We start from the raw sequence: 24,744 nt of genomic DNA on the forward strand, positions 1-24,744 counted from the left end.
CAGACTTTTTTTTACCTGTATCATGCGTAGCGCACAAAAAAACCCGGCCTGAGCCGGGTTTTTTTATAGAGATCTCAATGGTTAACTGTAAGCATGTAGCGTACGCTGACACAAGGCTGAACGGACGCAGTCGTCTTTGCCGAAGCGGACCACACCGATCATCTCATCCTCTTCAAAGCGTCCCAATGCATCCGCGAGTCCTGATGTTGCACCGCGCGGCAAATCGCACTGGGTAATATCGCCGTTGACGATGACCGTCACGTTTTCACCCAGACGCGTCAGGAACATCTTCATCTGCGCAGCGGTGACGTTTTGTGCCTCATCAAGAATCACCACTGCATTTTCGAAGGTACGTCCACGCATGTAAGCGAAGGGCGCGATCTCTACCTTGCCGATTTCCGGGCGCAGGCAGTACTGCATAAAGGAAGAGCCAAGACGTTTAACCAGAACGTCGTAGACCGGTCGGAAATACGGGGCGAATTTCTCGGAAATATCTCCCGGCAGGAAGCCAAGGTCTTCATCCGCCTGTAGGACCGGGCGTGTTACGATTATCCTGTCGATATCCTTATGTATCAGGGCCTCAGCCGCTTTGGCTGCGCTAATCCAGGTTTTTCCGCAGCCCGCTTCACCGGTAGCGAAAATAAGCTGTTTCGTTTCTATGGCTTTGAGATAGTGCGCCTGAGCTTCATTTCTGGCTTCAATTGGTGAACTGTCGCGCACATCACGTGCCATGCCAATTGCATCCAACCCACCCATCTGCACCAGCGAAGTGACCGATTCTTCTTCACGCTGACGATGACTGCGAGAGTCATTACGAAGCACTCTGCGGGCTTCACGACGCGCTTTGATCACTGCTTTCTGTCTTCCCATAGTGGCACCTTACAGTTGGTTTCATTTATCGCCGCAGGATTGTCCCGCTGCGAAGACGTGAACGCTTTAGAGGTTGACGTGGCTTCCTTTAGAGCCGTTTCGAGCCATTGAGAATAGCGTGCAACAACGCGTAAGCGCTGCTACGCACCGGTAAGAAATATGAGATTGAAAAAGAACGATGTTTGAAAACTGAAGAGGAAACTTCCGAGGGAAGAAATCCCCCGCAGTATACTGCGTGTGTTGAAGGGTATTTACCTGTCCGTTGAAGGACCGAATCATGCGCGAACTCCAGTGACCTCAGCCACACATCTGACAACGCTTATGATTAAAATGCATCATATTTGCGGTAATTTGCAACACTAATTTTAACCGTCGACTAACAAAAAGTGACCACTGTCCGTGAGCAGGTCACACCTTAAATTAAATTTCCCTTATTTTTCAGATAAATGGTTAATTAGCTTCCAGCGCGAGTTTTTAGGAGGATTCGTAAATCACTGCGACCAGCCAATACGTCTTATAAACATCGGATATCTCCAATCCCTGTTAGCTGCTGCACCATCGGCATGTTCATTTATTAATCAACAGGGTGATGAGAGAAAAAGGATGGGTGCAAAACGTGCTACAAAAAAGCCCGCATCATATAATGATACGGGCTAAGTCGTTATTTGGTCAGATATTCGGTTTCTGCTGCGGCAAAGCGCTGTTGTGCTTCCTGTGATGGTGCCCGCCCCATCAGGCTTACGACCACAATCGCAATGCTGGCGAACAAGAATCCAGGAATGATTTCATACAGACCCAGCCAGGCATATTGTTTCCATACCAACACCGTGACAGCACCAATAATCATTCCGACCAGGGCGCCGTTACGCGTCATACGTTGCCAGCACACACCAAACAACACCACCGGACCAAAAGCCGCACCAAACCCTGCCCAGGCATAGCTAACCAGACCCAGTACACGGTTTTCCGGGTTTGCCGCCAGCGCGATGGCGATCAGCGCAATCACCAGCACCATCAGACGTCCAACCCATACCAGTTCTTTCTGGCTGGCATTTTTACGCAGAAAGCCCTTATAGAGATCTTCTGTCAGCGCACTGGAGCAGACCAACAACTGGCAACTCAAGGTCGACATCACGGCTGCCAGAATCGCCGACAGCAGGATACCGGCAATCCACGGGTTAAACAGGATACGCGTCAGTTCGATAAACACCCGCTCACCATTTTGGCTGACACCGCTCGCCTGCTCAGGATGGTTCTGGAAGTAAGCAATGCCAAAGAAACCGACCGCAACCGCACCCGCAAGGCATAGAATCATCCAGGTCATACCGATACGACGCGCGGTACGGATGGAGCGATGTGAATCTGCCGCCATAAAACGCGCCAGGATATGCGGCTGACCAAAATAACCCAGCCCCCAACCCAGCAGCGAGACAATCGCCACAAAATTCAAGCCTTTCAGCATATTGAGGTTTTCAAGACTTTTGGCTTCGATCACCGCCAGCGAGTCGGAGACGCCCCCCACTGCGACGATAACAATCACCGGCGTCAGGATCAGCGCGAAAATCATCAGGCTGGCCTGTACGGTATCGGTCCAGCTGACGGCAAGGAAGCCGCCGACCAGCGTATACAGAATGGTCGCGGCTGCACCAACCCACAGCGCAGTCTGATAATCCATGCCGAAGGTGCTTTCAAATAAACGAGCACCAGCCACCACACCGGAGGCACAGTAGATGGTGAAGAAGATGAGGATAATCAGCGCTGAGATCACGCGCAGAATCTTACTGTGATCCTCAAAACGGCTGGTAAAAAAGTCCGGCAGCGTCAGCGCATTATTGTGATACTCGGTCTGAACACGCAGGCGTCCGGCAACAATCTTCCAGTTCAGCCAGGCACCGAGGGTCAAACCAATGGCAATCCAGCTCTCGGAAATGCCCGACAGGAAAATCGCGCCCGGCAAGCCCATCAGCAGCCAGCCGCTCATATCTGATGCACCCGCCGAGAGCGCGGTTACCAGGCTGCCGAGACTGCGACCGCCAAGGATATAGTCATCAAAGTTTTTGGTTGAACGGTAAGCAACGAAACCAATCAACACCATCCCGAGGATATATACAACAAAAGTCACCAGCATCGGTGTACTGACACTCATTTCGTCTCTCCACTTGTTATTGGATCTCCATTTAGGCGCGGTATCCTGCCGCAAAGCGCCGCCAGGCACAATGCCTTTGATTACGCGGTGTTAGCGGCGATTCCCAGGTTGTGATCTCGGCAACAACGGGTTGCACCGGAATAAACAGCCACTCACAGAGTTGCAACCCTGGCGAGAATATTGCAGCAGTGGACCGGGTAACGACAGAACGCGCATTTAACACGGTTGCACAAAGTTGCAACATGAGTGATAGTGCAGGTCACTTCAGAACTCTCTCTACTCTTTTGAGGAACAGGACAGCATGGGAACCACCACGATGGGGGTGAAGCTCGATGAAGCGACCCGCGATCGCATTAAACTGGCAGCACAGAAGATCGATCGCACGCCGCACTGGCTGATTAAACAGGCAATCTTTAATTACCTGGCACAGTTGGAGTCAGGTGACTCTTTACCCGAAATTGCGGTGCAACTGGGTGAGGGTGCAACGGAAGAACACCCCGTGGAAGAGTCGGTGCAACCTTTCCTGGATTTTGCCGAACAGATTCTGCCTCAGTCAGTAACACGTTCAGCCATTACCGCCGCCTGGCGTCGCCCGGAAACCGATGCGGTGCCGATGCTGCTGGAGCAGGCACGCCTCCCTGCCCCGCTGGCGGAGAAAACACATCAGCTGGCCTATAACCTCGCCGAAAAATTGCGGCATCAAAAAGGTGCAACCGGGCGCGCCGGTATGGTGCAAAGTCTGTTGCAGGAGTTCTCGCTTTCTTCTCAGGAAGGGGTGGCATTGATGTGTCTGGCAGAAGCGTTGTTGCGTATCCCGGACAAACCCACGCGTGACGCGCTAATCCGTGACAAAATCAGCAATGGCAACTGGCAATCTCACCTTGGCCGCAGCCCATCAATGTTTGTCAATGCTGCTACCTGGGGCTTATTGTTCACTGGCCGTCTGGTTTCCACTCACAACGAAGCAAACCTGTCGCGTTCACTCAACCGCATCATCGGTAAGAGCGGCGAGCCGTTAATCCGCAAAGGCGTGGATATGGCGATGCGCCTGATGGGTGAACAGTTTGTCACCGGTGAAACCATCGCTGAAGCCTTAGCCAATGCACGCAAGCTGGAAGAGAAAGGTTTCCGTTATTCCTATGACATGCTGGGTGAAGCGGCACTGACCGCCAGCGATGCCAAAGCCTATCTGGTTTCTTATCAGCAGGCGATTCACGCCATCGGTAAAGCCTCTAATGGGCGTGGGATTTATGAAGGTCCGGGTATCTCTATTAAGCTGTCGGCGTTACATCCGCGCTACAGCCGCGCCCAGTATGATCGCGTGATGGAAGAACTCTACCCGACGCTAAAATCACTGACGCTGTTAGCCCGCTCTTACGACATCGGTATCAACATCGATGCCGAAGAAGCTGACCGCCTCGAACTGTCGCTCGACCTGCTGGAAAAGCTCTGCTTCGAACCAGAGCTGGAAGGCTGGAACGGGATCGGCTTTGTTATCCAGGCTTACCAGAAACGTTGTCCATTCGTGATTGATTACCTGGTCGATCTGGCGCAGCGCAGCCGCCGTCGCTTGATGATCCGCTTGGTGAAAGGGGCATACTGGGACAGTGAAATCAAGCGCGCCCAGATGGACGGTCTGGAGGGCTATCCGGTTTATACGCGCAAGGTGTACACCGATATCTCCTATCTGGCCTGTGCACGTAAACTGCTGGCGGTGCCAAATCTGATCTATCCGCAGTTTGCTACCCACAACGCTCACACCCTGGCGGCGATTTATCAGTTGGCGGGTAACAACTACTATCCCGGCCAGTACGAATTCCAGTGCCTGCATGGCATGGGTGAACCGCTGTACGAACAGGTGGTGGGTAAAGTGGCCGACGGCAAACTCAATCGTCCGTGCCGTATTTATGCGCCAGTGGGAACCCATGAAACCCTGTTGGCCTATCTGGTACGCCGTCTGCTGGAGAATGGTGCCAATACCTCATTTGTTAACCGCATCGCCGATACTTCGTTGCCGATTGATGAGCTGGTCGCTGACCCGGTGGCAGCGGTAGAGAAAATCGGCGCAAGTGAAGGCGCGGTGGGTCTGCCCCACGCCAAAATCCCGTTACCGCGTGAACTGTATGGGGAGAAGCGTGTTAACTCTGCCGGTCTCGATCTTGCCAACGAACACCGACTGGCGTCACTTTCCAGTGCTTTACTCAACAGCGCCAGCCAGCCGTGGCAGGCCCAACCGCTGATTGAAGGTGAGTTGGCGGTCGGCAGCAGCAACCCGGTACTCAACCCATCCGCCCCGGCTGATGTCGTAGGCAGCGTGCGTGAAGCCACCCCGCAAGAGGTCTCACAGGCGCTGGATGCGGCGGTGAATGCCGGTCCGATCTGGTTCGCTACCCCACCCCAGGAACGTGCCGCCATTCTGGAGCGCGCCGCTGAGATGATGGAAGGCCAGATGCAGCAGTTGATTGGCCTGCTGGTGCGCGAGGCGGGTAAAACCTATAACAACGCCATTGCCGAAGTGCGCGAAGCGGTGGATTTTCTTTATTACTATGCCGGTATGGTACGCGATGATTTCGACAACGAAACCCATCGTCCCCTTGGACCGGTGGTCTGTATCAGCCCTTGGAACTTCCCGCTGGCGATTTTCAGCGGTCAGATTTCCGCTGCGCTCGCCGCAGGTAACAGCGTGCTGGCGAAACCCGCTGAGCAGACACCGTTAATCGCCGCGCAGGCGGTACAGATTATGCTGGACGCGGGCGTACCGGCTGGCGTGTTGCAGTTGCTGCCAGGCCTCGGTGAAACCGTGGGTGCGCAGTTGACCGGCGATAACCGCGTACGTGGAGTGATGTTTACTGGCTCCACCGCTGTCGCTACCCTGCTGCAACGCAATCTGGCCGGACGTCTCGATCCGCAAGGCCGCCCTACCCCGCTGATTGCAGAAACCGGTGGGATGAACGCGATGATCGTCGATTCATCGGCGCTCACCGAGCAAGTGGTGGTTGATATCGTCGCTTCAGCCTTTGACAGCGCCGGTCAACGCTGTTCAGCGCTGCGTCTGCTGTGTGTACAGGAAGACGTGGCTGATCACACGCTGAAAATGCTGCGTGGCGCGATGGCCGAATGTCGCATGGGTAATCCTGAGCGTTTGTCGACCGATATCGGCCCGGTGATTGATGGCGAAGCCAAAGCCAATATCGAGCGTCACATTCAGGCGATGCGCAATAAAGGGTTCACCGTTTACCAGGCCGCGCAGGAAAACCCGCAGGACAGCAAAGAGTGGGCGACCGGTACCTTTGTCAAACCGACACTGATTGAACTGGAACAGGTCAGCGATTTGGACAAAGAAGTCTTTGGCCCGGTACTGCATGTGGTGCGTTTCGCACGCAGTAAGCTGCCGCAGCTGATCGATCAAATCAATGCATCCGGTTACGGCTTGACCCTGGGCGTCCATACGCGCATCGACGAAACCATCGCTCAGGTAACGGCAGGGGCCAAAGTCGGCAACCTGTATGTTAACCGTAATATGGTGGGGGCAGTAGTAGGCGTACAACCCTTCGGCGGAGAAGGTCTATCCGGCACCGGTCCCAAAGCAGGCGGGCCGTTGTATCTCTATCGCCTGCTGGCGAACCGCCCGGACGACGCGCTACTCGCCACCTTTGACCGTCAGGATGCTGAACGCCCGGTGGAGAGTACGGTACGTTCCGCACTACTGGGTGCACATCAGGCATTGCAACAATGGGCGCAGGATAAGCCTGAACTCTTGGCTCTGACACAACGTTATGCGCAACTGGCACAGGCTGGTACCGTCCGTCTGCTACCCGGTCCAACCGGTGAGCGCAATACCTTTACCCTGCTGCCGCGTGAACAGGTGCTGTGTATTGCCGACAACGAGCAGGATGCACTGACACAGTTGGCCGCTGTCACCAGTGTCGGTAGTCAGGCGCTGTGGCCGGACGATGAACTGCATCGTTCATTACGTGCAGCCTTGCCGACCTCGGTACAGCTCCGGATTACGCTGGCAAAAGATATATTAGCTGGTGAATTTGATGCGGTGATCTATCACGGTGATGCCGACCAGTTACGCAGCCTGTGTGAGCAGGTGGCAGCACGCGATGGGGCGATTATTTCTGTGCAGGGCTTCGCCCGTGGAGAGACCAATCTGCTGCTGGAGCGGTTGCTAATTGAGCGCTCGCTCAGCGTCAACACCGCAGCAGCCGGTGGCAACGCCAGTCTGATGACCATTGGTTAATAGCAAAAAGGGCGGCCAGTTGGCCGCCCTTCTTTGTTACGCTGCCGTCTTTCTGCGCTTCATGCCGATCAATGTCGGGAACACAAACAGCGACTGCCCCAGCCCACGGTTCGTCACCGACCATACCAGCACAGAACACAACGAACAGATAGTCACAATGGCGATGGGATACAGGCACGCCCATAGCACCGAAAACCACGCTTGTTCATACAGGTGATGCCGTTGTGCGAACAAAATGGCTGACATCCCGAAATATTCAATAAAGATGCGGTGAATAACATAGATTTGCAGGGTGTTGCGCCCTATCCAGTTCAGATATGTCATGCGGAAATGCGCATTCAACCAACGACAAATCGCCACGCTCATCAGCACCGCGATGATGCACAGAAACAGATTCCTGCCGACACCAAAAATGATGTTTACTCCCGCAAAGGCGACCAGCAATGCCCAGGGGACAATATTGTCGCGATTCCAGCTGCTGAGCTTGAGCATCAGTGGACTCCAGAACGCCCCCAGCAGGAAAAACAGGAAGTATTGCGCCACACTCTGCGGTCCCCACATGGGGATAATTTTCACTACCGCCAGGTAGTTCAGCACCACCGCCACCGCCAGCAAGGCCATTCTCTGCTGACAAAAGATCTTCGCTAACAGGAAATAAATACCCAAACCATAGAGATACCATGAGGTACTCATGGCGAGGAATGTCAGCTTCAGGAATTCCAACAACGATCCGGCATAGGCGGCATTGGTATTGTCAGAAATACGCTGACCGGTGATTTCCGATGAAATGCCATCGATGGACCACCACTGAATAAAGCCCCACAAGATATAGAGATAGAAAAGATTAGTAATACGGCTGGTGAAAACCTGCTTCCACGGGCGATTCATAATACCATTCGCCGCCAGCAAACCCGACACGAAGAAAAAGGCAGGCATACGCAGTGGCGACAGAACCGTATTAAACTTTACCCAAACTTCTGCTGGCAACCATCCTGCCGACAGATACTGCATGGTATTTTCGAATCCGGGTAAAACCGTATGGTAGAGCACCACCAACAAAATGCAGGTGCCTTTAAGGGTGTTCACCCATAATATCTCATCGGTCCTGGCGTTATTCATATGATTAACTCCCGCTGTGTGAGTCTTGAACGTAAAATCCGACGCTGAAAATGAGGTATGGCATTTTTAATAGTGAGAGGGATTATCAAACAGGAGGGGCAATCTGACTGTAGCGAAAGTCTTAAAATATTATTACTGGCCCTATATAACAATGTGTTACGTCGTGACATTGGTCAGCACAACTAAGCAGGCTAATAATTTTCTCCATTTATTTAAACAGTAAAGTGAATATTGATATGCATCAACAGCAAATAAATACATTAAATAATTCAGATTTATTCACCTGCTTTCAACCCACACGATAATCAAATAAAGGTAAAAATAGCGACCATGTGGCATAGGGTTAAGAAAAAAAAGCCAACCTGTGCTGCTGAAAAGGGCAAAATTGGCCAGTTTTCACTGGCCCGTATTACATTAAGATAGCGGTGCTGATTTCGCTTCAGCAGGTTGTTTACGTAGCAAACGTGGGTAGAGAAAAAGCATCCTACCCGGACCACGGTTAAGTAAAGTCCATACCCCTAACGACACTGAAGTACAGATCGCGACACCTGCCAGCGGCATCAATAATGACCATGCCCAGCTAAACGCCGCATGACTAAACCAGCCGTAATGCAATGCCAGCGTTAGCGCACTTAACCCTAGCAACTCGATAAAGATACGATGCAGTACATAGATTTGTAGCGTGTTACGGCCGATCCAATTCAACCATGCCATATTGAAACGCTGATTGAGGAAACGGCACAATACAATGCCAAATACGATGGTCAGCAGGCTATAGAACGGATTTTTGTAACTACCGCCGACATGATGCGCCACACCAATCAACGCAATACCGGCCAGTAACAGCCAGTGCTGACGTTGCAGGCTACTAATGGCGATCAATCTCTCGCTAAAGAACACGCCCAGCAGGAAGTAAAGATAGTTCTGCGCCACGCTGGCCGGTCCCCAGCCGGGGATCAAACTGAGCTGAGCAGCATAATTTGCCGCGATCGCCAGTAGCACCAGAGCCACTTTCTGACGGTGAAACAGTTTGGTGAACAGGAAAAAGCCCGCCAGCGCATAGAGATACCACAAGCTGGTCATCGACAGCAGCAGTAGCTTGATGAACTGCAACGGGGAATCCGCATAGGCCGCGTTTTTCGCCGTTGATAAACGGTCGCCGATCAACTGTGTCGAAATGAAGTGGATAGTCAGCCACTGAATCACGCCCCACAGCAGATAGAGGTACAGAATGTTGCTGAACTTCTTCGTAAACACCTCTTGCCAGCTTTTTTTACTGACGGCACTCGCCGCCAACAGACCGGAGACAAAGAAGAATGCAGGCATACGTAACGGGGAGAGATATTTATTGAAGGTCACCCAGCCTTCTGCAGGGATGATTCCGGCGGTCAGATACTGCAATGATGGGGCAAAGGTGGTGATGATCGAGTGATGTAGAACCACCAGTAAAATACATCCGCCTTTTAGCGTATTGATCCAGAGTACCTCTTGCCTGGCTGACGTCATTATCGAGTCCTGATTGTGTCATGAATTTGTAAACAATTATTTTTATTTATGAATTCATCACAATCGGACTGACTCTTAAAAAGACTTTTAGAACCACGCCAAATCGATTCTGATTAAATTAATTGATTTTTTTCAATGCAATAAAAAAGCGGAGTTTATTTTTTTCGGAAGAAACTGATGAAGAGATGAGGATAAAAACGCCGCAAATCATCCGCGGCGCTTACGATTATTGATTAAGGAATTTATCGAGAAACTGCCGGGTACGGGCATGTTGCGGATTGCTGAACAGTTCTTTTGCGACACCCTGCTCCACAATACGTCCCTGATCCATGAAGATGGCGCGATCGGCAACATCACGAGCAAAGCTCATCTCGTGGGTGACGATCACCATGGTGCGTTTCTCTTCCGCCAGCGCGCGGATGGTATTCAATACCTCCCCCACCAACTCGGGGTCCAGCGCTGAGGTAGGTTCATCAAACAGGATCACCTGCGGCCGCATCGCCAGGGCACGCGCAATCGCCACACGCTGTTGCTGTCCGCCGGACAAACGGCGTGGAAAGCTCTCTTCCTTGCCGTGCAGTCCTACTTTTTCCAGCAGAGAACGCGCACGTGCAATAGCTTCTGCTTTCGGTTCACCCTTGACGATCACTGGTCCTTCAATGATGTTTTCCAACACCGACCGATGCGGAAACAGATTGAAGTTCTGAAACACAAATCCCACTTGTTGCCGCAGACGGCGCACCTGGTCTTTCTGTTTATTGATGCCCAACGCCGCATCGACAGCGATATCTCCTACCCGAATGGTGCCGCTATCCGGTACTTCCAACAGGTTGATGCTGCGCAGCAAGGTGGTTTTACCGGAACCGCTTGGCCCGATGATGGCCACCACCTCACCGGAAGCCACGTCGAGGTCAATACCGTGCAACACCGTCTGGCCGTGAAATTGCTTCACCAGCTGACGAACATCAATGGCACTCATTTCACCTCCCGATCCTGACGATTAACATGCGCTTCCAGTCGATTCTGCAAGGCGGAAAGCACCGTTGCCATCACCCAGTAAATCACCGAGGCAGCCAGATACATGGTAAATACCTCCAGCGTACGTGAGGTGATCAGCTGTGCCTGACGGAACAGCTCCGGCACCTGGATGGTGGCCGCCAGCGAGGTATCTTTCACCAGGCTGATAAAGCTGTTGCCCAACGGCGGCAGCGCAGTTCGCGCCGCCTGTGGCAGGATCACGCGACGCAACGTCTGCCACGGCGTCATGCCGATACTGGCCGCCGCTTCCCACTGACCACGCTCAATGGCGGCAATCGCACCACGCAAAGATTCCGAGGCATAAGCGGCAGTATTCAACGACAGACCAATCATGGCGGAAGGAATCGGGTCCAGCTCGATACCAAACTGCGGCAGACCGTAGTAGATCATAAACAGTTGCGCGATAAGCGGCGTACCACGGAAGATCGACACATAAAAACGCGCCAGCCAGTTAATCGGCCAGAAATGCGACAGGCGCATCAATGCCAGCACAAAGCCGAGTATCAGGCCAAAGAACATCCCGCCGATACTCAGCTGCAGCGTAAACACCGCACCTTTGAGTAAAAATGGTGCTGAATCCAGCACCAGTTGTAGGCTTTCCTGCATTATTTAGTAACGTCCGCGCCGAACCATTTCTCGGAAAGTTTGCTCAGGGAGCCATCTTTTTGCATATCGGCAATCGCGGCATCGATCGCTTTCAGCAGATCATCATTGCCTTTACGCAGTGCCACACCTGATTCCAGACGTGAGAAAGCCGGACCCGCAACCGCCATGGTATCACCCGTTTTCTTCACCAGATCCAGCGCAGCCAGACGATCCACCAGGATGGCATCAAGACGGCCAGAACGCAGATCCTGATATTTAGTCGGGTCATCATCATAGGTGCGGATGTCCACGCCCTTCACGTTGTCACGCAGCCACTGCTCATAGTTGGAACCGAGGCCCACACCGACTTTCTTGCCAGAGAGATCTTCCGGCTTAGTAATGCTGCCTGCGTTTTTCTTCATCGTCAGCGCCTGGACACCAGAAATGGTGTACGGCGTGGAGAAGTCATATTTCTTTTTACGCTCATCCGAAATGGTGACCTGATTGATCACCACATCGATACGTTTTGAATCCAGCGACGCCAGCATGCCATCCCATTTGGTCGGCTTCAGGCTGGCTTTCACGCCAAGGTGCTGCGCCAGCTGCTGGGCAAACTCCACTTCGAAACCGGTCAGCTTGCCGTTTTCATCCTGGAAGCTGAACGGCGGATAGGTGCCTTCCAGACCGACGAGCAGCGTGCCGCGTTCTTTCACTTTATTCAGCAGATTTTCTGCTGCGAAGGTTTTCACGTTGAAACCGGCGACCAGCGCCACCGCCATCACTCCCATCACCAGTTGGCGACGAACCTGTGAGAAAGCCATAATTACCCCATTTATTATTTGTGAGTTGTGTGTGTTGTGTGCGTTATTCCACCGGGTCAGGCAAAATAACGGCCGGATTATAAACCTTTTTTTGCCCGAGTCTCAGACCGAAGGATGATAAGCAAATAACGCCGGTGATCCGCCAGTGTGGACAAATAGTAGCGGACCTTCACGACGAAAACGGTTCTGACTGATGCCGTCAATCAACCCCGCCATGGCTTTTCCGGTATATACCGGATCAAGCATAATACCTTCCAGACGCGCCAGCAGCTTCACCGCCTCCATGCCCTCTTCATTTGGCTCACCGTAGCGCGGGGCAAAATACTCATCCCACAGCGTAATCGGCGCGCGCGCCTCGACTTCCAGTTGCTGCGCCAGTGCCGTGCGAATTCGCTCGACTACCGGCAACTGGTCTGCCACCTTACGCGACACCGTCACACCCACCAGCTCGCTGTCCGGCAACAGTTGCTCCAGACCAATCGCCAGGCCGGCATGGGTTCCGGCACTGCCAGACGCCACCACCACCGCGGCAAAATCTACCACCCCTTCGCTTTGGTGGGCGATCTCCTGAGCGCATTCCACATAACCGAGTGCGCCCAACGCATTAGAACCTCCAACCGGCACCACATAAGGTCGAAAACCCTGGGCTTCGAGGCGTTCCGCCTGCTCCGCCAGTTGGGCTGTCGGATTATGCAGCGCATCAACCATGACCACCTCAACATCCATTAAATCCAGCAACAGTCGATTGCCGTTGCTGAGATAGTTTGCTGCGCTGGTGCCAATCGGGTTTTCTAACAACGCGACGCATTTCAGGCCGAGACGCGCTGCCACCGCCGCCGTCTGACGCACATGGTTGGATTGAATCGCCCCAGCGGTCAACAGGACGTCAGCACCTTCACGCAATGCATCTGCAGCAAGAAATTCAAGTTTACGGAGTTTGTTACCGCCAAGTGCCACCGGGGTGAAATCATCACGTTTAATGAAAATATCACGGCCAAGATAGTCAGACAGACGGGGTAAATGTTCTAACGGTGTGGGTGCACCCAGCAGCTCAAGACGAGGGAATTGGTGCAGAAGATGTAAGGACAATGCAGCCTCCATTCGGGCAAATTGCAATTATTCTTACAGTGTTGCAGAAGATGAGAAAAGTCGCACCCGGAATTCACCGGGTGCAGCCCTTGTTGCTGGCGTCTTCGACAACAACAAGGGGAGGATCACAGTTAGCTGCGCTGCCAGCCTAAAAACTGGTCATATTTGCGCAAGGCGATGCGGTAGTTGTTATTACCGGCATCAGGTAAATCGTTCTCCAGACACTCATGCCAGCTGTTGCCCCGCAAACGCTCTGCCGGGAAATTTTTCGCCTTGAGCATGTCATCGAGTCGACGTAACCGCACCACATACTCGCGAATGGTGCTGTGACTCATCTCAGTCTGTTCAAAGAGGTATTGCTTGAACGCCATGATATCGAAGTAATTCGGATGAGTATTACAAAAAATATCGCTGCAAAAACGGCACAACGCAGTCAATTCCGGCTGAAGTTTCATCCACACCTGATCATCAATCATCTGGTCCATCCGTGCGATGGCCTCTTTATTGATGATCTGGCCACGGAATACTAACGCCATACGGTCAAGAACTTTGCCACAATGCGAACAATTGCTTTGGCTGTGCTTGTAGTCTTTAAGGTAGCGACTTAAAGGTCTGGCTTTGGATTTGGCTCCCATTGCTGAGTCCCCGGTTTTATTATTTTTGGATCCCCAGGAACTGAGTCTGTCAGCGCGCTCCCGTTAAACGGGCACGCAGGCGTTTAATCGCCTGACTGTGCAGTTGGCTGACGCGGGATTCGCCCACTTCCAGCACCGCGCCAATCTCTTTCAGGTTCAGTTCTTCCTGGTAGTACAGTGTCAGCACCAATTTTTCACGTTCGGGCAATGCCTCGATCGCATCAATTACGCGCTCACGCAGATTCCCTTCCATCAGTTGATGAAGCGGGTTGGCTTCTTCATGCCCTTCCGTCACCAGCTCTGCGCTGTCACCGTGCTCTTCCCGATACTCGTCGTAGGAGAAGAGTTGGCTGTTGTTGGTATCGAGCAAAATTTGCCGATACTCCTCCAGCGAAACATTCAATTGATCAGCCACTTCCTGCTCGGTAGCCGCGCGCCCCATCGCTTGCTCCACCTGATGCATGGCACCGGCCACTTCGCGCGCATTACGGCGTACGCTGCGTGGTGCCCAGTCGCGACTGCGCAATTCATCCAGCATTGCTCCCCGGATACGCTGCACGGCGTAGGTGGTAAAGGCGGTGCCCTGCAACGCGTCGTAGCGCTCCACAGCATTCAGTAAGCCAATGCCACCAGCCTGCAGCAGATCGTCAAGTTCAACGCTGGCGGGCAACCGAACCTGCAAGCGCAGCGCTTCATGCCGCACCAGAGGAACGTAGCGCTGCCAGAGCGAATGTTTATCCATCACGCCATCGGCGGTATAGAGATCGTTCACGTTGACTACCCTGCGTTAGTAAAGTTATCGGCATGATTATCTAATTCTGTAGGGGGTTTTGATTGGAGGAATAGGCGGGCAAAGCGCGGTTATTTCAATTTGTAATTGATGGCGGCATGAAAAGCCGCCATACAAACCACCGATTAACGCAGATTGCGCAGACGCTGGCGCGTGCCGGGGGGGACATTGTCCCATAACACGCAGGTTTTCCCTTCAAGCGACTGATAGAAAGGGCTAATGTTCTCATCGCTTTCCAGCTGCGTATTGAACACCACCTGACCGGTTTCCGCATCGATACTCAGCATGCGGTTAATAAATAACCGCTGTAAGTCACTGCGCAGGAATAAACCGTTATCCACGCTGTTATCAGCAAGAAATCCTTCCTCATTTTCCTGGGTGTCGATATGGCAGGCTTCAACCCACGGCCAGCTGTGCCGCTCGGTCAGTCGCGTGCCGGTGATCACACAAGCCCCGTAGCGCGCTTTCACCGCCGCACTAAACTCGGCCTGACTGGCACGCTGGAACACGCGAGATTTCACCCGCCTGCCCACCTCAGTACCGGGCATCACCGCAATCGGCACTTTATGTTGCGGCGTACTGAGTACCACCAGAAATTGCACCTTGCGTGACAACGGGAAACACGGGTGTGCCTGCGGATCGAACAACTGCCAATATTCGTCCTCTTCATTCTGACGCATCAGCACCAGCTTAAAGCCACGACTCGCCAGCAGGTTTTGCGCCTCCGCCGAGTGAGGATCGAGCATCGCGTAAACGCGGGTTTCCCCCACCACCTTCCAGCGGTTCTCCTTCTTGATTTCATCCGTACGACGGAAATAGAGGAAAGCCTGCTGGTTCTTCAGGTAGTGTTCAAAGCGACGCAGATAGTTTTTGCGTTCGTTGTCATCCGAAACGAACAGCAGATCTTCCAGCGGGCTGTTGATCTCCTGCTGGGCGAACACCGCGCGGATCACCAAATTGCGATAGCTGGTTGACGGACTGAGCAACCCGCGGGCGGTGAGTTCTTTCTCGTCAGGATGCTGCTGCATGTAGCGCAACGCGATCTCTTCGAAAGTCAGTAGCTCACCCGGTAACAAGTCATAATTGAAGCGCATAGACACCCCAGAAAATGGAAAAAGTAACAAACTGGCAACTTTGCTTTTTCATCATTATCGGCAGCGCTGGCGCGTTCTGTAATGGATTCATCACAGAGATGCAAGACAGATTTTGCTCATCAATGGCGACGATAACTCCCTTACTACACGGCTATTCGTTCAATTGACGATTCCGCCAAGACATCCCGCGCCATCATTGTGTCAGGTACAGGTAAAAAAACACTCACATCAGTTAAGCAAAATTATTTCAACAGATGGACTAATGAAAGATTATCTTTAATTTTTATCTTGCCAATCTCTGTCAAAAAGGCATCTTCAGCATATTTGTCATGCTTCGTGATACTGTGATAACTATAGACAATATTAATCACATCCTCTTCAGTGAAATCGCTTGTCAGTTCAATCGATGCCGCAATCAGCCACTTTAATAATAACCACTCCGCAACCAGAGAATAAAGATTGGCAAAGGCCTCCCTGCCGTTTTTCAGCGGAAAAAAGTCCTCATACATCCGATACTGAATATAGTTACTGATCAGATGGGGACGTTGCTGTAGCCACGGCACCGCTTTCTCCTGCCAGATTTTATTCAACCGCTGCATTGGGGTCTGGACAATATCTGCTTCAAAATTTACGTTCTGAAAATCAATCAATTTTTGCGAGTATTTCCGTAAGGTAGACAACCCGCGGCCTTCATGTTTTGTACTCAGATAGGTTTGCAATTGTAGAAGAAGCGCAGACTGCAACTGATAATCAGGGTTTAATTCATCAATGTTTTTTCTTATCTGGCCGTTTTGAATCGCCGCCTGAATATCCTCAAAATAACTCAAAAGATGTTCATCCGGAGCATTATCTTCTGCCAGCTTATCACGATAAAAGAACAGTAAAATGATACCGTAAAAGCCCCCTTCGATGTCTGAACCGCAGGTTAGCATAATGTTGGTACACATCAGATTGAGCAGGCGATCCTGCTCGCTTATATCCGGTGCATCCAGCGCCTGGGGACTTTGTTTAATCTTTTCGCTGTAGAGCATGGCATCCGGTGTCGTTAACAGTTTTTTCGCAGCTTCCGGGCAAGATAATGTCAGGTTACTTCTGATTTCATATTTATAGCTGCCATACAAGCGTGGATAGATTGCACAGGTGGTGCTCAGCGCTTTTTCCCCAAGCGACTTATGGACTTTGCACAAGCGGTCTTCATCGAGAAAAGTACAGTTTCCATCACTTTTTAATTTTACCTTCCCCCAACTGCTCGGACTCTCTTTGGTGGTAATAATATTTTCCACCGCAATATTACGAATCTCGATTTTATCACTCTGCATGTAGCGACTCACCGTTGGTTCGTCCAGCTCAATATCCCAGCCTTTGCAGCAATGATCGGGACAGGCACTACCGACACAATGAAACTGGCTGAAAAATGCCGGCTCAACAATAACGATCTGTTCCATAAACGCAGCGCTCTCTTCACAAGAAGAAAAAATAAGAATCTCCAACGATAACAAAAGGAGAAGAAATCGATGGTGGCAAAATAAAGCCAAATCGTGGCTTGTTTAGCTCGTAAAACCCTCGTCTGTGTGGACTCACTGGGGTGTTTCAGCGGTAAAACCCGGCAAATCAGGCCAAAAAGCCCGTCTGTTTAAGCCATTGTTCTTACCTGCGCCTGAATAAAATAAAGCGGTTAAATTTACTCAGGCTAAGGTTGGACGCCATGTCTTCACCCTCCCGGGCGCTGCTGCTTGATGCGGGATTCGCCTCGCTGCCCTTTCTGGATGTGTTACGCCAGCATGGTTATCGCACGGCGGTGTGCGGCAGCAAAACTCAAGACCCAGGCCATCGTTTTGCGGATGACAGCAGTCCGGTTAACTATGGTGATGTGCAGCAAGTCATTGACCTGTGTCGCGAATGGGGCATTTCAGCTCTGCTGCCCGGCGTCACGGATGTCTCTTACCTCACCGGTTCGCGCGTCGCAGAACAGCTTGGTTTTGCCGGATTCGATACTCCAGATATTGCCGATACGCTGTTTCAGAAAGACCAGTTCCGCCAGTGGGCACAGATTCACCATTTCCCGGTGCCACAGGCAGTGCAGCAACTGAGCAACAGCGACAGCTTACCGTTACCGCTGATCGTCAAACCGGTTGATGCCTATAGTGGTTTAGGCATTACCCATATCACCGAGCGCGAACAACTGGCTGCGGCCTTCCATGCCGCGCAACAGGCTTCCCGCAGCGGTGAAGCGTTGATTGAGCAGTTTATTAGCGGCACGCTGCACAGCCATTCCGCCTTTATCCGCAACGGCGAAATCGTCTGCGAATTTTTTGTCGATGAGTTTTGCACCGTTTATCCGTGGCAGGTCAACAGCAGTTCCCTCACCACGCAACTGAATCGCACCTTGCAGGATCGCGTCAGCGACTGTCTGGCGACGCTGACGGCACAACTCGGCTTGTGTGACGGCTTGCTGCACACCCAGTTTATGACCGACGGCAACGATTTTTGGTTGATTGAACTGACACGACGTTGCCCTGGCGATCTCTATAGTCGCCTGATCAACCTGTCGACCGGCGTCCCCTACTGTAGCCATTTCGTCGCACCTTTTATCCGTCTCGATGACCACTTTGACCAACGCCGTCCGGTACGCCAGCGTTTTATCGCCCGTCATACCGTCTCCTTGGCCGCAGCAACCCGTTTCGCCGGTTTTCACTTTGCCGCGTTACCGGCAAAAATCCTGGATGTCATTCCTCTTAAGTTGCCGGGCGATGCACTGGAAGCGGCCCCGCGTGACCGCGCAGGACTGGTGTTTGCCGAGTGCGACAGCCTGGTCAGGCTGGCACAACTAACACCGCATCTGAACCAGTATCTCAATCCCCCGATGCAACAGGAGAGAACGTCATGACCCAACCACTCAGGATTGCCTTCCTTGGTGGCGGCATCAATTCCGCCATCGGCCAGACACACAAAATAGCTGCCCAGATGGACGGCGAATTCCAACTGGTCGCAGGCTGCTTTAGCCGCGATGCGCAGATTAATCAGCAGACGGCACAGGCCTGGGGCATCGCTGCCGATCGTCTCTACGATCATTATGAGGCGTTGCTGGCAGCGGAACATACACAACTGGATGCCGTGGTGATTTTGCTGCCCACGCCACATCATCTCGATGTCATCGTGCGCTGCCTTGAATATGGTATTGCGGTGATTTGCGAGAAGGCGCTGGTGGAGTCCGTCGCCAGCGCGCAGGTGGTCAATCACGCGCTGCAACGTACCGGTGGCCGTCTGTTTGTGACCTATAACTACAGCGGCTACCCGATGGTACGTGAGCTGCGCCAGCGCATTGCCGATGGCGAGTTGGGGCATATCCAGCAGATTCTGGTGGAGATGCCGCAAGAAGGCTTTAGCCGTCGCAACCCGGCCGGTGAGGTGGCACGGCCACAAAGCTGGCGTCAATCCGACGGCGTGATCCCCACGGTATCGCTCGATCTTGGTGTTCATGTGCATCAGTTGGTGGATTTTCTCGCGCAACGCCGGGCGACCGATGTTTACGCCATCAATAGCCACTTCACTACGCTGCCGAATATTATCGACACCGTCCATGCCGTCTCACGCTATGAAGATGGCCTGGTGTGCCAGTATTGGTACGGCAAGGCGGCTTTAGGCTATCGCAACGGCTTACGTATTCGGGTGATGGGCGATAAAGGCAGCGCCGAGTGGCTACAGGTGGAACCGGAAACCCTGAAACTCAGCAATGTACACGGCCAGGTTAGCCTGATTGACCGTACTGATAACGCCAATCGGATCGCCAACCTGGCGCGCTATTGCCGCTTCAAAGCCGGTCATCCAGCTGGATTTATCGAAGCCTTTGCTAACTACTATGCGGATATTGCGCAAAGTTTACGCGGCGAGCACAACGACTACAGCCAGGGTATCGATACTGCACTCAGTGGGTTGAATTTTCTTGAAAAAGCCCAGCGCAGCGCCACATTGCATCAACCGGTCACGCTGCTGGATCTGCTTTCCCATCCTGCCACCGCAGCCGGTTAATCTGGCAACGCGATGCTCCCCCCTATCGGGGGGAGCTGTTCTCAGGCCGCCGCGATCTGGCTGGCCGCCAACACGATATCAATAATGCGTGATTGCTCTGCTTCGGTGAGCGTCGGATGAATCGGCAGACAAAGTACCTGCTGTGAGGTGGCACTGGCGACCGGCAGATTGTCAGGATGAGATGACTCATAGCCTTTATACATCGGGAACTGCGAAATCAGCGGGTAGAAGTAGCGACGGGCATAGATCCCGGCGTCCTTCATCTGTTGATAAAGCTGATCGCGCGTCAACGGGAAATGTTCCGGGTGGATAAACAGCGGGCAGTAAGCGTAGTTCCATTCGGTTTGCACATCTGCCTGCAACAACGATACCCCCGGCACGGCGGCTAACGCTTCGACATAACGTTGATAAATCCGCTGACGTATACCAAACGCTGCATCCACATGCTTCAGTTGCAACATGCCAAATGCCGCCTGAAACTCGCTCATTTTACCGTTGATGCCCGCCGCGACTACCGTGGTTTCGTCCGCAAAACCGAAGTTCTTCAGGTAATCAATACGACGCTTAATCTTCTCATCCGGGCAGATAATCGCCCCGCCTTCAAAGGTGTTAAACACCTTAGTCGCATGGAAACTTAGCACCGATAAATCGCCATGATTCAGGATGCTGACCCCTTCACGTTTCACGGCAAAGGCATGGGCGGCGTCATAAATGACACGCAAGCCATAGGTATCAGCGATGCGCTGAATCGCATCGGTGTCGCACGGCAGGCCATAGCAATGCACCGGCATGATGGCACTGGTCTGCGGCGTAATCGCCGCCTCAATTTTGGCCGGGTCCAGGTTACAGGTGTGCGGGTCGATATCGACAAACACCGGTTTGATGCCGTTCCACAACAACGAATGCGAGGTTGCGACGAAAGAATATGGCGTGGTGATCACCTCTCCATCAATCCGCAGCGCCTGCAACGCAGTCATCAACGCCAGCGTGCCGTTAGAAAACAGGCAGATATGTTTAACGCCGAGGTATTCCGCCAGCGCCGCTTCTAACGCCTGATGATACGGACCACCGTTGGTCAGATATTTGCTCTGCCAGATATTCTCCAGATAGGGAATAAACTCCTCCAGCGGTGGCAGGAGCGGGCTGGTCACCAGGATATTTTTATTGTCGTAATGCGGCGCAATCTTTTTCATCATAACCCCCTGCGGGCGGTGGCAAATTTTATGGTCTGGAAAAAGGGAGACCAGCCTGCTGCCAGAAGGCGGCAAGGGTGGCTTCAGTCTGCTGATGCGCGGCATCAACCGCCACCACTGCTGGCAATGAAGTCAGTTGGTGCCAGTCACGCAGCGCGGTGATCCAGACATTCTCTTTGTTACGAACAGGTGTGGCTGAGCCACGACGCGTCAGCGAACTCATGTCGCTACACAGCACCGGCAGCCCCGCCGCCTGGTAATACAGCAGCGTTAAATCATCTTTGAAGCGGTTTTCATCAAGATTGAGGCGAAACAGCACAGCTCCGTTGACGTTAAGGGCATTCAGCACATCGACAGCCACCGGTCCCGGTGTCGCACGATGCACCTCAGTCACGGCAGGCAGCCAGTTGGCAGGTACTTCGCCACGAATAACCCAGTCGATAAAGCTCGCGGTTTCCTGCACGACACGGGCGAAGAAGCGCACATCGGCATCGCTTAAATCCTGGGTATCGCACAACAGCCGTAAGCGTGCATTTCGCGGTGCCGCTGTGGCGCAGACGTCTGACATGGCGACCAGCGATGGCAACATGACGGTGGCTTGCTTACGTTTTTTCAGCCACTGCTGGAGTTCATCGCTCCACACCAGCCAACCGTTAACCCAGTTCGCCTGTAACAGGCTGACGGCGGATTGCGGGTTCAGCGTGGCTTCCGGCAGGCAATAACATTGGCAGCCAGTCAATGCTGCCACTCTGCCGACATGTTCCGGCTGCCGTTCAGCGATCTCTGCCGCAACAATCAACACATCGGGTTGCAGACGCGCCACGACCCAGGCGGGCAAGTTGTCATAGGTTACCAGGGATATCTGTTGCTGCTGCGCCATCGCATTGAGGATGTTGAGCAGACGCGCGCTATAGGGTTGGCGCTTATCGCCGTGAACAAATACCACACGTGGGACTTGCGCCTGAGTCAGTGCAGTCCATGTTTGCTTCAGGCTCTCATCAACGCTGAAAAGCTCGCCATGGAGCGAATAATTGCGGTGATAGCCAGGGTCATGCAGTAACGCACGTCCCCAGCGTTGTTGCAGGTTGAGGGCTTCGGCTGAGGAGCCATTGACTCCACGGGCGGTCCCTTCTAACGCCACCACGCTATAGGGAGTACAAATCGCCGTATGACCGGCATCAGCCACTTTCAGCGCGAAATCCACTTCGGCCACAGCCAGGTCGTAGTAGCGCTCATCCAGACCACCCAACTGTTGCCAGCAGGTCTGGCGGATCAACAGACATTGTCCGTTCAGCAAACGCACCTGACGGTCACTTTGCAGATAGCCCGCGCGGGCTGGTGAATCCCAGCGCTCACCTGCCCCAATATGCCCGGCTAATCCACGGTAGCCAGCGATCATGCCTGCCGAGAGAATATGTTGCTCGGTATCGATCAGTTTCGGTCCCACCAACGCCACCTGGGGGCGCTGTGCGTGGTTCATCAGCGCGGCCAGCCAGTTATCCACCAGAAAGATCAACTGGGGTTCGATAAAACACAGAAATTCGCCGCGCGCCTGTGCGGCCGCCACATTACGCAGTGCTATCGGTTGCCAGTCTGATGCCACCTCAATCACACGAATCTTCTCAGGATCGATAGTCGCCAACCCGGCCAGCCAGTTGTTCAGGGTGCTGTCGTCGTGCTGATGGTTGACCACCAGCAGCTCAAAATTAGGCCAGTTATTGTGCTGCAACAGGCTGGTGATGGCGCGTTCCAGTTGCGCCAGTGAACTGCCTGCCAACAGGATCAACGAAACCAGCGGTAAGGTGTCGTGGCCGTAAAGCGCCTGCAACGGCTGGCCCGGCTGGCTTTGCACCGCCGCAGCGGGATACCCCCTATGCGCCAGGCTCTGCTCCAACACACGCACCGCATCGGCGTGTTCAACCTCACTCATCTGAGGTTCAGGTAGAATCAACAGCGGATCGGTGAAATGGCGAATTGCCCCGGCATTGGCTTGTAGCGCGATATGCTGCATCAGCGCAATTTCCAGCGCCTGCGGATAACGCAGTGCCTCCTCCAGCCAACGTTGCACCGCCGCACGTGCCAGCAGGCAACGTTTCAGATAGAAGGCGGGTGCCGCACTGAACAGATCCGCGTCCCAGTGCGGTTTAAGATGCGGCACCGCTTCACCTGCTGCATTCAGCCAGAGTTCGTCGGCATATACCGCATCGGTATCCACCTGCGCTTGCAGGAAATGAGCCAGTACCGGCCAGCTTTCGGCGCTGTAGAAACTACCGGCCGGAATGCAATGCAGCCAGTCAAAGGATGCCGTTTTCAGCCAGACCGGCCAGTGATCGCCCTCAATCGCCATCAGGTCTGGCGGCAACGCCAGTTCACGTGCCGTGATCACCACCACCTGGACAAATGCGGGCCGTTGCGCGAGGGTGTCGAGCGTCAGTGACAGATGGTCAGGCTGATCCGGGTTATCAACTATTGCCACCAGAATGTGCGGCGCGTTTGCGACCGTCAGCTTCTGGCGCAGGCTGGGCGTCAGGGTACGCTGCACCAACCAGTTTTCCAGTCGCCCCTGCAACAACGTCTGCTGATGCTGACGCAGTTGCTGCTGTGTGGCGTTGACCAAATGTTGGATCTGAAGTTCGGTCTGCTGGCGGCGCGCCAGCAGCGTGTCACGCATTTTCCACAAGTTCTGACGAGTGGCTTCGAGGGTAGCGGGCTGATCATCCCAGCAGATGCCCACGGCACCGTTTTCTGCCAGCGTTGCTTCTGTCAGGGCGTATTTTTCGTATCCCTTTGCCGTCAGCGCCACCACCGGGCTGCCGCAAAGAATCGCCAGCAGCGCCGTACCCGATGACTCAAAGGTATAGAAGGTTCGGGCAGTTTTTAACTTAGCGGCCAGCTCAGTCAGCGTGAGGGGATTATTCATCGACAGGATTTCAATGCCGGGGGGTAACGCGGAGAAATCAACTGCTGATGTAGGTATACGGTTGAGATAAAGAATGTCGCAGGTTTTTTCCGGTTGATCGTCCTGAAACAGATCAAGATCGTAAAACTCGATGTTCAACAGTTGCGGATTGACGTATTTATCCGCAAATTCGGGACGGAACCAGTAAAACAGGTCGTCAGGACCGGCCTCGATCGCATTACCGTTGAGTATCCCTTCTTTGTTCAACATATAGCGCACCACCACCGGTGCCTGATGCACGTTACCCGAGACCACTTCCGGGTAGATGACGGTAAACAGCCCCCCACGCTGACGATACTCGCGCAGCTCTTTTCCGTTTACCGCCGGGGTATTCCATGCCGGATTGACGGTGCAGTTGACCATCCATGCCTGCCTGCCGCTTTCATTCAACAGGTGACACAAACGATGCATCACCTGTACGCCCGCCGAAGACTCGCGATAGTCCGGCGCGATAATGAAATAGGGAAAGTTTTCGTCCTGAATGCTGGTCATTTTGGTCGGCGTCTTCTGTTACCCGGCAAATTTTGCCTATAGTAACGACCCAGCCCGACGACCAATCCCGAAAACAAAGGGCAAAAACGGGGTATTCCGCCCCATTGACACTTTGTAGCGGCGCGATTTATC

At 53.2% G+C, this 24,744-nt stretch carries 17 protein-coding genes; 3 read left to right on the plus strand and 14 right to left on the minus strand.

The window, feature by feature from the left end:
• Positions 1–81: 81 nt before the first annotated feature.
• Both phoH and putP read right to left on the minus strand, forming a co-directional pair.
• Positions 82–870, minus strand: coding sequence for a phosphate starvation-inducible protein PhoH (phoH, locus tag AC6I8W_RS12555; RefSeq protein WP_497835276.1), 789 nt, complete (start codon positions 868–870; stop codon positions 82–84).
• Positions 871–1,531: 661 nt separating this feature from the next.
• Entirely contained in the window at positions 1,532–3,016 is a 1,485-nt protein-coding gene (gene putP / locus AC6I8W_RS12560; RefSeq protein WP_497835277.1) for a sodium/proline symporter PutP, read from the minus strand.
• 301 nt (positions 3,017–3,317) lie between these two features.
• Here putP and putA point away from each other — a divergent pair, with 301 nt between their 5' ends.
• The gene (putA, locus tag AC6I8W_RS12565) at positions 3,318–7,262 is read left to right on the plus strand and encodes a trifunctional transcriptional regulator/proline dehydrogenase/L-glutamate gamma-semialdehyde dehydrogenase (protein ID WP_497835278.1); all 3,945 of its coding nucleotides are present in this window, start codon (positions 3,318–3,320) and stop codon (positions 7,260–7,262) included.
• A gap of 36 nt (positions 7,263–7,298) precedes the next feature.
• Here putA and AC6I8W_RS12570 read toward each other — a convergent pair whose 3' ends face one another.
• The 10 genes from AC6I8W_RS12570 to fliB form a co-directional block, all read right to left on the minus strand.
• Positions 7,299–8,381 (minus strand): acyltransferase family protein, encoded by a 1,083-nt coding sequence (locus AC6I8W_RS12570; RefSeq protein WP_497835279.1) that lies wholly within the window; start codon positions 8,379–8,381, stop codon positions 7,299–7,301.
• Between the two features lie 414 nt (positions 8,382–8,795).
• Entirely contained in the window at positions 8,796–9,887 is a 1,092-nt protein-coding gene (locus AC6I8W_RS12575; RefSeq protein ID WP_497835280.1) for an acyltransferase family protein, read from the minus strand.
• Positions 9,888–10,113: 226 nt separating this feature from the next.
• Positions 10,114–10,866 carry an L-cystine ABC transporter ATP-binding protein TcyN gene (gene tcyN / locus AC6I8W_RS12580; RefSeq protein WP_497835281.1) on the minus strand — a complete coding sequence of 251 codons (753 nt, stop codon included), beginning with the start codon at positions 10,864–10,866 and terminating at the stop codon, positions 10,114–10,116.
• Positions 10,863–11,531, minus strand: a complete 669-nt coding sequence (tcyL, locus tag AC6I8W_RS12585; protein ID WP_480364160.1) for a cystine ABC transporter permease — start codon at positions 11,529–11,531, stop codon at positions 10,863–10,865. Before tcyL ends, tcyN begins: the two co-directional genes overlap by 4 nt.
• Positions 11,531–12,331: a cystine ABC transporter substrate-binding protein gene (gene tcyJ / locus AC6I8W_RS12590; protein ID WP_497835282.1), complete on the minus strand. Its 801-nt coding sequence runs from the start codon at positions 12,329–12,331 to the stop codon at positions 11,531–11,533. The genes tcyL and tcyJ overlap by 1 nt, the downstream gene beginning before the upstream one ends.
• Positions 12,332–12,433: 102 nt before the next feature.
• Positions 12,434–13,420 (minus strand): D-cysteine desulfhydrase, encoded by a 987-nt coding sequence (locus AC6I8W_RS12595; RefSeq protein ID WP_497835283.1) that lies wholly within the window; start codon positions 13,418–13,420, stop codon positions 12,434–12,436.
• A gap of 131 nt (positions 13,421–13,551) precedes the next feature.
• Entirely contained in the window at positions 13,552–14,055 is a 504-nt protein-coding gene (gene fliZ / locus AC6I8W_RS12600) for a flagella biosynthesis regulatory protein FliZ (RefSeq protein ID WP_013509525.1), read from the minus strand.
• Positions 14,056–14,104: 49 nt separating this feature from the next.
• Entirely contained in the window at positions 14,105–14,827 is a 723-nt protein-coding gene (locus AC6I8W_RS12605) for an RNA polymerase sigma factor FliA (RefSeq protein ID WP_480364164.1), read from the minus strand.
• Positions 14,828–14,970: 143 nt separating this feature from the next.
• Positions 14,971–15,939 carry an HNH endonuclease signature motif containing protein gene (locus AC6I8W_RS12610; RefSeq protein ID WP_497835284.1) on the minus strand — a complete coding sequence of 323 codons (969 nt, stop codon included), beginning with the start codon at positions 15,937–15,939 and terminating at the stop codon, positions 14,971–14,973.
• 242 nt (positions 15,940–16,181) lie between these two features.
• A complete protein-coding gene (fliB, locus tag AC6I8W_RS12615; RefSeq protein WP_497835285.1) occupies positions 16,182–17,384 on the minus strand; it encodes a flagellin lysine-N-methylase in 1,203 nt (400 codons plus the stop codon).
• A 260-nt stretch (positions 17,385–17,644) separates the two neighbouring features.
• Here fliB and AC6I8W_RS12620 point away from each other — a divergent pair, with 260 nt between their 5' ends.
• Complete coding sequence (locus AC6I8W_RS12620; protein ID WP_497835286.1) at positions 17,645–18,826, plus strand: ATP-grasp domain-containing protein; 1,182 nt, start codon at positions 17,645–17,647, stop codon at positions 18,824–18,826.
• A complete protein-coding gene (locus AC6I8W_RS12625) occupies positions 18,823–19,968 on the plus strand; it encodes a Gfo/Idh/MocA family protein (protein ID WP_497835287.1) in 1,146 nt (381 codons plus the stop codon). Before AC6I8W_RS12620 ends, AC6I8W_RS12625 begins: the two co-directional genes overlap by 4 nt.
• Before the next feature lie 41 nt (positions 19,969–20,009).
• On the opposite strand, the gene AC6I8W_RS12630 is transcribed toward AC6I8W_RS12625, so the two are convergent.
• Positions 20,010–21,161, minus strand: coding sequence for a DegT/DnrJ/EryC1/StrS family aminotransferase (locus AC6I8W_RS12630; protein ID WP_497838182.1), 1,152 nt, complete (start codon positions 21,159–21,161; stop codon positions 20,010–20,012).
• A gap of 28 nt (positions 21,162–21,189) precedes the next feature.
• Entirely contained in the window at positions 21,190–24,612 is a 3,423-nt protein-coding gene (locus tag AC6I8W_RS12635) for a glycosyltransferase family 2 protein (protein WP_497835288.1), read from the minus strand.
• Positions 24,613–24,744: the final 132 nt, after the last annotated feature.

The organism is Pantoea sp. X-Soil-TKNS-1211, from assembly GCF_059730495.1.